Origin of the sequence: Pseudomonas syringae pv. cilantro (assembly GCF_001293775.1) — a bacterium.
Taxonomy (GTDB): Bacteria; Pseudomonadota; Gammaproteobacteria; order Pseudomonadales; family Pseudomonadaceae; genus Aquipseudomonas; species Aquipseudomonas syringae_P.
Genome location: NZ_LGLN01000013.1, coordinates 328,877 through 341,733, shown reverse-complemented (window position 1 = coordinate 341,733; position 12,857 = coordinate 328,877). Strand labels below are relative to the sequence as shown.

The 12,857-nt window shown below is 60.0% G+C and carries 11 protein-coding genes; 9 read left to right on the top strand and 2 right to left on the bottom strand.

What is annotated here, in order from left to right:
* Nucleotides 1-45: 45 nt before the first annotated feature.
* The 5 genes from ABJ99_RS02910 (at nt 46) to ppx (ending at nt 4,831) form a co-directional block, all read left to right on the top strand.
* A complete protein-coding gene (locus ABJ99_RS02910) occupies nt 46-831 on the top strand; it encodes a transporter substrate-binding domain-containing protein (protein WP_054084532.1) in 786 nt (261 codons plus the stop codon).
* A gap of 30 nt (nt 832-861) precedes the next feature.
* The gene (locus ABJ99_RS02905) at nt 862-1,527 is read left to right on the top strand and encodes an amino acid ABC transporter permease (RefSeq protein WP_054084531.1); all 666 of its coding nucleotides are present in this window, start codon (nt 862-864) and stop codon (nt 1,525-1,527) included.
* Nucleotides 1,524-2,174: an amino acid ABC transporter permease gene (locus ABJ99_RS02900; RefSeq protein ID WP_042912225.1), complete on the top strand. Its 651-nt coding sequence runs from the start codon at nt 1,524-1,526 to the stop codon at nt 2,172-2,174. Before ABJ99_RS02905 ends, ABJ99_RS02900 begins: the two co-directional genes overlap by 4 nt.
* Complete coding sequence (locus tag ABJ99_RS02895; RefSeq protein ID WP_054084530.1) at nt 2,161-2,895, top strand: amino acid ABC transporter ATP-binding protein; 735 nt, start codon at nt 2,161-2,163, stop codon at nt 2,893-2,895. Before ABJ99_RS02900 ends, ABJ99_RS02895 begins: the two co-directional genes overlap by 14 nt.
* A 433-nt stretch (nt 2,896-3,328) precedes the next feature.
* Nucleotides 3,329-4,831, top strand: a complete 1,503-nt coding sequence (ppx, locus tag ABJ99_RS02890; RefSeq protein WP_054084529.1) for an exopolyphosphatase — start codon at nt 3,329-3,331, stop codon at nt 4,829-4,831.
* Here the strand turns inward: ppx and ppk1 are convergent.
* Nucleotides 4,818-7,028 carry a polyphosphate kinase 1 gene (ppk1, locus tag ABJ99_RS02885; protein ID WP_054084528.1) on the bottom strand — a complete coding sequence of 737 codons (2,211 nt, stop codon included), beginning with the start codon at nt 7,026-7,028 and terminating at the stop codon, nt 4,818-4,820. The genes ppx and ppk1 overlap by 14 nt on opposite strands.
* A gap of 16 nt (nt 7,029-7,044) precedes the next feature.
* Entirely contained in the window at nt 7,045-8,055 is a 1,011-nt protein-coding gene (gene hemB / locus ABJ99_RS02880; RefSeq protein WP_054084527.1) for a porphobilinogen synthase, read from the bottom strand.
* Nucleotides 8,056-8,292: 237 nt separating this feature from the next.
* Between hemB and ABJ99_RS02875 the strand changes: the two genes are divergently transcribed.
* From ABJ99_RS02875 to ABJ99_RS02860, 4 genes are all read left to right on the top strand, one after another.
* Nucleotides 8,293-8,955 carry a DedA family protein gene (locus ABJ99_RS02875; RefSeq protein ID WP_054084526.1) on the top strand — a complete coding sequence of 221 codons (663 nt, stop codon included), beginning with the start codon at nt 8,293-8,295 and terminating at the stop codon, nt 8,953-8,955.
* A gap of 166 nt (nt 8,956-9,121) precedes the next feature.
* A complete protein-coding gene (locus ABJ99_RS02870; protein ID WP_054084525.1) occupies nt 9,122-10,180 on the top strand; it encodes a PA0069 family radical SAM protein in 1,059 nt (352 codons plus the stop codon).
* A gap of 206 nt (nt 10,181-10,386) precedes the next feature.
* Nucleotides 10,387-11,127, top strand: a complete 741-nt coding sequence (locus tag ABJ99_RS02865) for a carbonic anhydrase (RefSeq protein WP_007248160.1) — start codon at nt 10,387-10,389, stop codon at nt 11,125-11,127.
* 104 nt (nt 11,128-11,231) lie between these two features.
* Nucleotides 11,232-12,764, top strand: coding sequence for a SulP family inorganic anion transporter (locus tag ABJ99_RS02860; protein ID WP_054084524.1), 1,533 nt, complete (start codon nt 11,232-11,234; stop codon nt 12,762-12,764).
* Nucleotides 12,765-12,857: the final 93 nt, after the last annotated feature.

Genomic DNA, 12,857 nt, shown 5'->3' with positions numbered 1-12,857 from the left:
CACTGGAGAAAAGCCAACATCTTTCGTTCCGCCCGGAGATTTCATATGACCAAGCGTTACAGCGCTCTGCTTACTGCCTTGTTTGCCAGCCTGATGCTGAGCCAGACGCCCGCGCATGCCAACGGCCTGGACGACGTCATGGCGCGCGGCACCTTGAAAGTTGCCGTGCCACAGGACTTCCCGCCATTCGGCTCGGTCGGGCCGGACATGAAGCCGCGCGGCCTGGATATCGATACTGCACAGCTATTGGCCGACAAACTGAAGGTCAAGCTGGAGCTGACGCCGGTCAACAGCACCAACCGCATTCCGTTCCTGACCACCGGCAAGGTCGATCTGGTGATCTCCAGCCTCGGCAAGAACCCTGACCGCGAGAAAGTCATCGATTTCTCCCGCGCTTATGCGCCGTTTTACCTGGCGGTCTTCGGCCCACCTGATTCTCCGGTCAAAGACATTGCCGATTTGAAAGGCAAAACCATCAGCGTGACCCGTGGCGCGATCGAAGACATCGAGCTGTCGAACGTTGCACCCGAAGGCGCGACCATCAAGCGCTTTGAAGACAACAACTCGACCATCGCCGCCTACCTCGCCGGCCAGACCGATCTGATCGCCAGCGGCAACGTGGTCATGGTCGCCATCAGCGAGCGCAATCCCAAGCGCATTCCAGCATTGAAAGTGAAGCTCAAAGACTCGCCGGTGTACGTCGGTGTGAACAAGGGTCAGCCGGAACTGCTGGGCAAGGTCAACGAGATTCTGGACGCCGCCAAGGCCGACGGCTCACTGGAAAAAGCATCCCTGACCTGGCTGAAGCAACCGCTGCCTGCCGATCTCTGATTACTGCTTTTTCGGTCACAGGACCCACCCATGGCTTATCACTTCGACTTCACACCGGTCCTGCAAAACCTCGACGTTCTGTTGCGCGGGGCGTTGTTCACGCTGGAACTGACCGCCATCGGCACCCTGTTCGGTGTCAGCCTCGGGATTGTCGGTGCTGTCGTCCGGGCCTGGAAGATCCAGCCCTTTGCGACGATCTTCGCGATCTACGTCGAGCTGATCCGCAACACGCCGTTTCTGGTCCAGCTATTCTTCATCTTCTTCGGTTTGCCGTCGCTGGGCGTGCAGATCACGGAGTGGCAGGCGGCAGTGCTGGCGATGGTCGTCAATCTGGGGGCCTATTCGACCGAAATCGTGCGCGCAGGCATTCAGGCAATACCCAAGGGCCAGCTTGAAGCGTCGGCCGCACTGGCGATGAATCGTTACGAAGCCTTTCGTTACGTGGTGCTGGTTCCGGCGCTGGGCAAGGTATGGCCGGCGCTGAGCAGCCAGATCATCATCGTGATGCTGGGTTCGGCGGTCTGTTCGCAGATTGCCACCGAAGAGCTGAGCTTCTTCGCCAACTTCATTCAGTCGCGCAACTTCCGGTCGTTTGAAACCTACATCGTGACCACGCTGATCTACCTGGCCATGGCGCTGCTGATCCGCCAGTTGCTGGCCTGGATCGGTCGACGTTACATATCGAGGAGCCGCTGATGGATTTCACCCTCTGGGACATCGTGCGCAACCTGCTCATCGGCCTGCAATGGACCGTGGCCCTGTCGCTGGTGGCGTTCATCGGCGGCGGGTTGATCGGCTTGCTGATCATGGGCATGCGCACCTCGGAAAAATCCGGTCCGCGCGTGATAGCCAAGCTCTATATAGAACTGTTTCAGGGCACGCCGCTGTTGATGCAGTTGTTTCTGGTGTTCTTCGGTGTGGCCTTGATGGGCATGAACATTTCCCCGTGGGCCGCCGCTGCGCTGGCGTTGACGCTGTTCACCAGCGCCTACCTCGCTGAAATCTGGCGCGGCTGCGTGGAGTCGATTTCCAAGGGCCAGTGGGAAGCGTCCGCCAGCCTGGCGATGACGCCGCTTGAACAGATGCGCTACGTGATCCTGCCTCAGGCGCTGCGCATCGCGGTTGCGCCGACCGTGGGCTTTTCCGTTCAGGTGGTCAAAGGCACCGCGGTGACCTCGATCATCGGCTTCACCGAGCTGACCAAGACCGGCAGCATGCTGGCCAATGCCACGTTCGAACCTTTCATGGTCTACGGCTTCGTTGCCCTGGGCTACTTCATCCTTTGCTATCCCTTGTCGCTGTGTGCGCGCCATCTGGAAAGGAGACTGCATGCCTCTGCTTAGAATTTCCGCCCTGCATAAATACTATGGCGATCACCACGTATTGAAGGGCATCGATCTGTCGGTCGAAGAAGGCCAGGTGGTGGCGATCATCGGCCGCAGCGGCTCGGGCAAGAGCACCTTGCTGCGCACACTCAACGGGCTGGAATCGATCAACGATGGCGTGATCGAAGTCGACGGCGAGTATCTGGACGCCGCGCGCGCCGACCTGCGCACCCTGCGCCAGAAGGTCGGCATGGTGTTTCAGCAATTCAATCTGTTTCCGCACCTGAGCGTGGGCGAGAACGTGATGCTCGCGCCGCAGGTCGTGCAGAAGGTGCCGAAGGCAGAAGCCGCCAAGCTGGCGAGAAAGATGCTGGAGCGCGTCGGGCTGGGCGAGAAATTCGACGCCTTCCCGGATCGCCTGTCCGGTGGGCAGCAACAACGCGTGGCCATCGCCCGCGCGCTGGCCATGTCGCCACGGGTCTTGCTGTGCGACGAAATCACCTCGGCGCTGGACCCGGAGCTGGTCAATGAAGTGCTCAGCGTGGTGCGCCAACTGGCGGCCGACGGCATGACCCTGATCATGGTGACCCACGAAATGCGCTTCGCCCGGGAAGTGGGCGACAAACTGGTGTTCATGCATCAGGGCAAGGTGCACGAAGTGGGCGACCCGAAAGTCCTGTTTGCCAACCCGAAAACTGCGGAACTGGCGAACTTCATCGGGACCACGGAACAGGCGTGACGCGCAGCACCGTCAAGATCGGACGCAGAGCGTCCAGAACGGCATGGAACACGGAGCATTGAGGCTTTTGCCCGCAGGGCGTGGGAGCGGATCGGGCGACGCTTCGCTTGTTCGCGAAAGGGCCGGTACATCCGCCGAAAATGTAGCGCCCGATATCCAGTCTTCGCGAACAAGTTCGCTCCCACGGCCTTCGGCCAGAAGCCTGCGAGTCCCATTCTGCGGGCTCTTCATGACGTATGTATAACGCCGAGCGCTCCGACATGAAAACACAGAGCGGCGGCACGATAATGAAAGAACTATCACACCGATCCGATAGCCATGCGCCACGTCGCGAGAGTTATACCGGGTATTTCCCGGGCCCGAACAGCTTCGCGTTGGCGGCAGGCATGGATCGTGGCACGATGGTGCGGTTATCGAACTGGATTTTCTGATCATGCCGCACTCCACACCCAAGAATCTTTCACTGATCGCCGCTATCGACCTGGGCTCAAACAGCTTTCATATGGTTGTCGCGAAAGCCAATCAGGGCGAAATCCGTATTCTTGAGCGCCTCGGCGAGAAGGTGCAGTTGGCCGCAGGCATCGACGAAGAGCGCCAGCTGTCTGAAGAATCCATGCAGCGCGGTCTTGACTGCCTGAAACGCTTTGCTCAGTTGATCAACGGTCTGCCACACGGCGCCGTGCGCATCGTCGGCACCAACGCCCTGCGCGAAGCACGCAATCGCAACGATTTCATTCACCGCGCCGAAGAAATTCTCGGCCATCCGGTGGAAGTGATTTCCGGCCGCGAAGAAGCCCGCCTTATCTATCTGGGCGTGTCCCACACGTTGGCGGATACGCCGGGCAAGCGCCTGGTCGCCGACATCGGCGGCGGCAGTACCGAGTTCATTATCGGCCAGCGCTTCGAGCCGCTGCTGCGTGAAAGCCTGCAGATGGGCTGCGTGAGTTTCACCCAGCGCTACTTCCGCGACGGCAAGGTGACACCCGCCCGTTACGCCCAGGCCTACACCGCAGCGCGCCTTGAAATCATGAGCATCGAGCATGCACTGCATCGCCTGAAGTGGGATGAGGCCATCGGCTCATCGGGCACCATTCGCGCCATTGGCGTGGCGCTCAAGGCCAACGGCTACGGCGCAGGCGAGGTCAATGCCGAAGGGCTGGCCTGGCTCAAGCGCAAACTGTTCAAGCTGGGAGACGTCGAGAAGATCGACTTCGACGGCATCAAACCTGACCGCCGCACTATTTTCCCGGCAGGCCTGGCGATTCTGGAAGCCATTTTCGACGCGCTCGAACTCAAGCGCATGGACCATTGCGAAGGTGCGCTGCGCGAAGGCGTGCTGTACGACCTGATGGGTCGCCATCACCACGAAGACGTGCGTGAGCGCACGCTCAGTTCGCTGATGGAGCGTTATCACGTCGATCTGGAACAGGCCGCACGCGTCGAAACCAAGGCGCTGCATGCGCTGGAACAGGTTGCCGAGAGCTGGGAATTGCAGCACGAGAGCTACGCCGAACTGCTGAGCTGGGCTGCCAAGGTGCATGAGATCGGGCTGGACATCGCCCACTACCACTATCACAAGCACGGCGCCTATCTGATCGAGCACTCGGACCTTGCCGGATTCTCGCGCGAAGACCAGCAAATGCTCGCCCTGCTGGTGCGCGGTCATCGCCGTAATATTCCCAAGGACAAGTTCGCCGAGTTCGGCGCGGAAGGCATCAAGCTGATTCGCCTGTGCGTGCTGTTGCGCTTTGCCATTCTGTTCCACCACATCCGTGGCACCCAGGAGATGCCAAGGGTGGTGTTACGTGCCGACGGCCCGAGCCTTGATGCGGAGTTCCCGGAAGGCTGGCTGGAAAACAACCAGCTGACTCAGGCCGACTTCGCGCTGGAAGCGGAGTGGCTGGCCCGAGTCGGTATCGTCTTCAGCGTACGCTGAGGACCGGGTTGCTCAGGCGCTCCAGCAGGGTCGCCTGAGCGCTCCGCGGGTTCTGATTGCCGGTCGGCGTGCTGCGCACGTAACGCCCGTCAGACTGCAACAGCCAACTGTGGGTGTTGTCGGTCAGATAGCTTTCCAGCTCTTTCTTCACCCGCAGAATCAGCTTCCTGCCTTCCACCGGGAAGCAGGTCTCGACACGCTTGTCGAGGTTGCGCTCCATCCAGTCGGCACTCGACAGGAACATCTGCTCGTCGCCGCCGTTGAGGAAGTAGAACACCCGCGTGTGCTCCAGGAAGCGGCCGATGATCGAGCGCACATGAATGTTGTGCGAGACCCCGGCAATCCCCGGACGCAGGCAGCACATGCCGCGCACCACCAGATCGATACGCACACCGGACTGGCTGGCCTTGTACAGCGCGCGAATGACCTTCGGGTCGGTCAGCGAGTTGAACTTGGCGATGATGTGCGCAGGCTTGCCGTCGAGCGCGAACTGCGTCTCGCGGGCAATCATGTCAAGCATGCCCTTCTTCAGCGTGAACGGCGCATGCAGCAGTTTCTTCATGCGCAGGGTCTTGCCCATGCCGATCAACTGACTGAACAGTTTACCGACGTCTTCGCACAACGCGTCGTCGGAGGTCAGCAAGCTGTAGTCGGTGTACAGACGCGCGTTGCCGGCGTGATAGTTGCCGGTCCCGAGGTGCGCGTAACGCACGATCTCGCCCGCCTCGCGGCGCAGGATCAGCATCATCTTGGCGTGGGTCTTGAAGCCGACCACACCGTAGATCACCACCGCGCCCGCCGCCTGCAGACGACTGGCCAGTTGCAGGTTCGACTCTTCGTCGAAACGCGCACGCAACTCGATCACCACCGTGACTTCCTTGCCGTTACGCGCAGCATCGACCAGCGCATCGACAATTTCCGAGTTGGCACCGCTGCGATACAGGGTCTGGCGAACTGCCAGAACATGCGGGTCTTTCGCCGCCTGGCGCAGCAGATCGACCACTGGCGTGAAGGACTCGAACGGATGCAGCAGTAGAATGTCCTGCTTGCTGACTACGCTGAAGACGTTTTCGCTGTTCTGTAGCAGCTTGGGAATCGCTGGCGTGAACGGCGGGTATTGCAGCTCCGGATGGCTGTCCAGGCCGGTGATGCTGAACAGGCGCGTCAGGTTGACCGGGCCATTGACCTGATACAGCTCGGACTCGTTCAGGTTGAACTGCTTGAGCAGGTAATCCGACAAGTGTTTCGGGCAGGTATCCGCCACTTCCAGACGCACCGCGTCGCCGTAACGACGCGAAAACAGCTCGCCACGCAGGGCCCGCGCCAGGTCTTCCACGTCTTCCGAGTCCAGCGCCAGATCGGCGTTTCGGGTCAGGCGGAACTGATAGCAGCCCTTGACCTTCATGCCCTGGAACAGGTCATCGGCGTGCGCGTGAATCATCGACGACAGGAACACAAAATTATCGCCAGGCCCGCACACGTCTTCCGGCACCTTGATCACGCGCGGCAACAGGCGCGGAGCAGGAATGATCGCAAGGCCGGAGTCGCGACCGAAGGCATCGATGCCTTCCAGTTCGACGATGAAGTTCAGGCTCTTGTTGACCAGCAACGGGAACGGGTGCGTCGGGTCCAGGCCGATCGGGGTGATGATCGGCGCGATCTCGTCACGGAAATAGCGACGCACCCAGGCCTTGAGCTTGGCGGTCCAGTGACGACGACGAATGAAGCGCACCTGATGCTTTTCCAGCTCAGGCAGCAGAATGTCGTTGAGAATGGCGTACTGGCGGTCGACATGACCGTGAACCAGTTCGCTGATTCGGGCCAGCGCCTGATGCGGCTGCAGGCCATCTGCACCGGCCTGTTCACGGGCAAACGTGATCTGCTTTTTCAGACCCGCCACACGAATCTCGAAGAACTCATCGAGGTTGCTGGAGAAGATCAGCAAAAACTTCAGCCGCTCCAGCAACGGGTAGGACTCATCGAGCGCCTGTTCCAGTACCCGGATATTGAACTGTAACTGGGACAGTTCGCGGTGGATATACAGGCTGCTGTCGTCCAGGTTCGGCGCGACGATGGCCGGCACCAACGCGGCAGGCGCCTCGATGGCCGGGACTACTTCGATATCAGGTTCAACCACGGGCGTCGCCTCCTGAACATCGACTTCAACAGCGGCTTCGATGAGTGCTTCGGTATTCATGAGTGTTCCTGTGAGGCTATTGCCCCTTCAACAGTTGAGCGGCACGAACGGCAAAATAAGTAAGAATGCCGTCGGCACCTGCGCGTTTGAAGGCAGTGAGGGACTCGAGAATCACCCCTTCACTCAGCCAACCATTCTGGATTGCTGCCATGTGCATCGCATATTCACCACTGACCTGATAGACAAATGTCGGCACTTTGAACTCATCCTTGACCCTGTGAAGGATATCCAGATAAGGCATGCCGGGTTTGACCATCACCATGTCAGCGCCTTCAGCAAGGTCGGCGGCCACTTCGTGCAGCGCCTCGTTGCTGTTGGCCGGGTCCATTTGATAGGACGCCTTGTTGGCCTTGCCCAGGTTCAACGAAGAACCCACCGCGTCGCGGAACGGGCCGTAATAGGCACTGGCGTATTTGGCCGAGTAAGCCATGATTCGAACATTGACGTGCCCGGCCAGCTCCAGAGACTCGCGGATGGCCTGAATGCGGCCGTCCATCATGTCTGACGGCGCGACAACCTGAGCACCCGCATCGGCATGGGACAGTGCCTGCCTGACCAGTGCGTCGACAGTGATGTCGTTCTGCACATAGCCTTCTTCATCGAGGATGCCGTCCTGACCATGGGTAGTGAACGGGTCCAGCGCCACATCAGTGATGACGCCCAGCTCCGGGAAGCGGTCACGCAGGGCGCGAGTGGCGCGCTGAGCGATACCGTCCGGGTTCCAGGCTTCGGCACCGTCCAGAGACTTCTTCTCTGGCGGGGTCACCGGGAACAGCGCCAGCGCAGGAATACCCAGCGCGACCCATTTTTCAGCTTCTTCGAGCAACAGATCGACGCTCAGACGCTCGACGCCCGGCATCGATGCGATGGACTCACGTCGGTTTTCACCATCGAGCACAAATACGGGGAGAATCAGATCGTCAACGGTGACTACGTTTTCACGCACCAGCCGACGGGAAAAGTCGTCGCGGCGATTACGGCGCAGACGAGTGAGAGGAAACAGGCGGTTTGCGGGGGTAAAGCTCACGGCGAGACTCCTGAGCCCGCTTACACGGGCAAGCGCGACAGTTATAAGCCGCCATTATGACCAATGTGTGACAGTCATGGTTCGACCTGCGACTGCACGTCGCGGCCATGGCCATGGCCCATATGGGGATGCGACCATTGTGGTTGCAAGAATCTTTAACGTCGAGACACATATCGACACTTTCTTCCTGGCGTTGGGCGCGTTAGGCTGCGCGTTCACTTCGCCAGCATCCAGACAATGCTCCAGAATTTCTTGAACGAATTCGGCTACTTTGCCCTCTTCCTCGGCACCTTTTTTGAAGGCGAGACCATCCTGGTGCTCGCTGGATTCCTGGCGTTCCGTGGCTACATGGACCTCAACATCGTCATCATCGTCGCCTTTTTTGGCAGCTATGCGGGTGATCAGTTGTGGTATTTCATGGGGCGCAAACACGGTCGCAAGCTCCTGGCGCGCAAGCCTCGCTGGCAACTGATGGGCGACAAGGCCCTCAGGCTGGTTCGCAAACACCCGGACATCTGGGTGCTCGGCTTTCGTTTTGTCTACGGTTTGAGAACGGTCATGCCGGTGGCCATCGGCCTGTCCGGTTATCCACCCGGGCGCTACCTGCTGCTCAACGGTATTGGCGCTGCGGTCTGGGCGGCGGCGCTGGGTTCGGCGGCTTACCATTTCGGCGCAATTCTCGAAGGCCTGCTGGGCAATATCAAGAAATACGAGCTGTGGGTACTGGGCGCGCTGCTGCTGCTTGGTCTGGGCCTGTGGATACGCCGGCGTTTCAAGAATGCGCGTATCGCTCGTGAAGCACGCGAAGAGAAGGATCGCTACTGCGCCTCGGCCGCGGCTTCCGATCTGGATGAGCCGATTGCAGCGCCTGTCGACTCAATCAAAAAGTCCGACGCGTAAACCTGTACTGTCAGGCATCCGGGTGAAGGCATCGCGCCTCACCCGGCAGCAACATCCTCGCTGTCTCGCCCCGCCCATACCGCCTGTCAGGCTCCTGATAGTTTGCAGACCGCAGATAGCGCCGCATACTGTACTGTACAGATAAACAGTATGCGAGCAAACCTCCATGTCCAGCCCTTCCCCGATTCGTGGTCGCGGTACCGCCAGCAATCCGCACAATCGCTTCGCGCCCAGCCAATCGGTTGCGGAGGATGACGGCTGGCATCAGGAAGCCCCGCTGACGCAGGGTACTCAGGTCACCCATGAGACGGCCAAGAGCATCATCACCCGCAACAGTTCGCCGGACATTCCCTTTGATCGGTCGATCAATCCTTATCGCGGCTGCGAGCATGGCTGCATCTATTGCTTCGCCAGGCCCAGCCACGCCTATTGGGACATGTCACCAGGGCTGGACTTCGAGACAAAACTGATCGCCAAGACCAATGCGGCGGCGCTGCTGGAGCAGCAACTCTCCAAACCGGGCTACCGCTGCGCGCCCATCACGCTGGGGGCCAACACCGACCCGTATCAGCCCATTGAACGTGAGTACCGGATCACCCGCGCCACACTCGAGGTTTTGCTGCGCTACCGGCATCCGGTCAGCATCATTACCAAAGGCTCGCTGATCCTGCGCGACCTGGATCTGCTCGCGGAAATGGCAAAATTGCGGCTGGTATCGGTCTTCATCAGCCTGACGACACTGGATGACGAGCTCAAGTGCATCCTGGAACCGAGGGCAGCAGCGCCCAAGGCGCGTTTGCGGGCGATTCGGGTGCTGCGTAACGCCGGCGTGCCGGTCGGTGTGCTGTGCGCGCCAATGATTCCGATGATCAATGACCACGAACTCGAAGCGCTGTTGAGCGAGGCAAAGGACGCTGGCGCATTGAGCGCCAGTTACGTGATGCTGCGCTTGCCACTGGAGGTCGCGCCGCTGTTCGACGAATGGTTGAAGACGCATTACCCGCAGCGCGCCGAACATGTGATGAGCCTTGTTCGCCAGAGTCGCGGCGGCGCGCTGTATGACAGTCGGTTTGGCTCGCGGATGCGCGGTGAGGGGCCATTTGCCGATCTGCTGGCGCAACGTTATGCCCTGGCAATCAGACGGCTTGGATTGAACAAACGTGACGGCTTCACACTCGATTGTGAGGCGTTTTGTCCGCCCGGAGAACAAATGTCACTCTTGTAACGAACTTGGCACCATCGTGCAAACCCGCATTCCAGAGCCATCGCATTCAGTTTCATTTAAGCTTGGGCGATTAGTCTGTAACTCGGAGTGTCACCAGCAATAGCGCTCAAGGGATTTGTTCGTGATTCCGATTGACAGGAATCACATCCGGCTCTGGTCAAACAGGCATGAGAAATCCACATCAATCCGTCAGAGAGGATGAACAGATGAGAGACACGGATAACCAGCATTCGGCTACGTCGGACAACACAGACAGCCATTTGAGCAGCGCCGACGTAGCGTTGAAACAGATTGTCGATGGCTTTGTGCATTTTCGTAAAGAGGTCTTCCCCGAACAGGAAGAGCTGTTCAAAAAGCTGGCGACTGCCCAATCGCCACGCGCCATGTTCATCACTTGCGCCGACTCGCGCATCGTGCCCGAGCTGATCACCCAGAGTTCGCCCGGCGACCTGTTCGTCACGCGCAACGTGGGTAACGTGGTGCCGCCGTATGGCCAGATGAATGGTGGCGTGTCCACCGCACTGGAATACGCAGTGGTCGCGCTGGGTGTGCAGCACATTATCGTTTGCGGCCACTCCGATTGCGGTGCCATGCGCGCCGTACTCAACCCAAGCAGCCTAGACAAGATGCCGACGGTAAAAGCCTGGTTGCGTCATGCAGAAGTCGCCCGCACCGTGGTCGAGCAAAACTGCAATTGCACCGGCGAGCTGGAAACCATGCAGGTCCTGACTCAGGAAAACGTGATTTCCCAGCTGCAACACTTGCGTACCCACCCTTCGGTTGCTGCAAAGATGGCCAGCGGTCAGCTGTTCATTCACGGTTGGGTCTACAGCATCGAGACCAGCGAAATTCTGGCCTACGACGCCGAACGTGACGCCTTCATACCGCTCGACGGCAAAGGTCCGACACCGATGGCTTCCCCGAAAGCACGCTTTTCAGTCGACTGACATCTGCCGCGACTGACGGCAAGACCTTTTGAGTCAGAGGAGGGCGGTTGCGCAGGATGCGCGCCGCCCGTCTTGCATCGCCTGAAGAAACACGGAGAAGCGACATGGGAATCACCGAATTGAAATCCGCACTACCACGGGAGCTACTGGCTTCCGTGGTCGTTTTCCTGGTCGCATTGCCTCTGTGCATGGGCATCGCTATTGCGTCCGGCATGCCGCCGGCCAAAGGTTTGATCACGGGCATCATCGGCGGCCTGGTCGTCGGCTGGATAGCCGGTTCGCCGCTGCAAGTCAGTGGCCCGGCCGCCGGTCTGGCGGTGCTGGTGTTTGAAGTCGTGCGTGAGCATGGCATGGCGATGCTCGGCCCGATCCTGCTGCTGGCGGGGCTGCTTCAGTTGCTGGCCGGTCGATTCAAGCTGGGCTGCTGGTTCCGGGTGACGGCTCCGGCGGTGGTCTACGGCATGCTGGCAGGCATCGGCGTGCTGATTGTGCTTTCTCAGGCGCATGTCATGTTCGACAGCGGGCCCAAGCCCTCCGGGCTGGACAACCTGATCGGCTTCCCCAGTACATTTATTCAGGCGTTCGGGCCAGGCACCGGCATGCAGGCCGGTATGCTTGGTCTGGGCACCATGGCGATCATGTGGGGCTGGGAAAAACTCCGTCCTCAATCACTGCGTTTCGTACCCGGCGCCCTGCTGGGTGTGGGCATTGCCACCGGCATCAGCCTGTTCCTGGCGTTGCAGGTCAAGCGCGTGGAAGTCCCTGACAATCTGGCCGATGCCATCGACTGGCTGCGTCCGGCGGACCTGATGAACCTGGCGGATCCGGCGATTCTGGTTGCCGCCGTCGTTGTCGCGTTCATTGCCAGCGCTGAAACGCTGCTGTCTGCATCGGCGGTAGACCGTATGCACAGCGGCCAACGTTCGGACTTCGACAAGGAGCTGAGCGCTCAAGGCGTGGGCAATATGCTCTGCGGCCTGCTGGGCGCACTGCCGATGACCGGCGTTATCGTGCGCAGCTCGGCCAATGTCCAGGCCGGTGCCACGACCCGCTACTCGACCATCTTCCACGGCCTCTGGCTGCTGGCCTTTGTCTTGCTGCTGTCGAGCGTGCTGCAAAGCATTCCGGTCGCGAGCCTGGCGGGTGTGCTGGTCTACACCGGTTTCAAACTGGTCGATCTCAAGGCGTTTCGGGGTCTGGGCCGCTACGGCCGGATGCCGATGTTCACCTACGCGGCCACGGCCGTGGCGATCATCTTCACTGACCTGCTGACCGGTGTGCTGGTGGGCTTCGGCATGACGCTGGTCAAGCTGGCGTTCAAGGCGTCGCGTCTGAAGATCAATGTGGTCGAACTGGCGGGCGAGAAAGAGTACGAGCTGCGTCTGGTGGGGGCTGCGACCTTCCTCAAGGTGCCAGCGCTGACTCAGGCACTGGGGACAATCCCGCAAGGCAGCACCGTGCATGTGCCGTTGGGTAATCTGTCCTACATCGATCACTCCTGTCTGGAGCTGCTGGAAGAGTGGGGACGTTCCAACGCTGCCCACGGAACCCGGCTGATCATCGAGCCACGCGGCTTGAAGCGGCGCCTCGAAGGGAGGATCTACACGACAACAGGAATAGGTTCAGGCGCGACCTGACAATCGCAGCGTCAAGGTGACGGGTTCGGATGGGTCTTCGCGAAGCAGCGGAGTGTCATCCGGCTCCTTCCCTTGCTGGCGAAGACGTTGAAG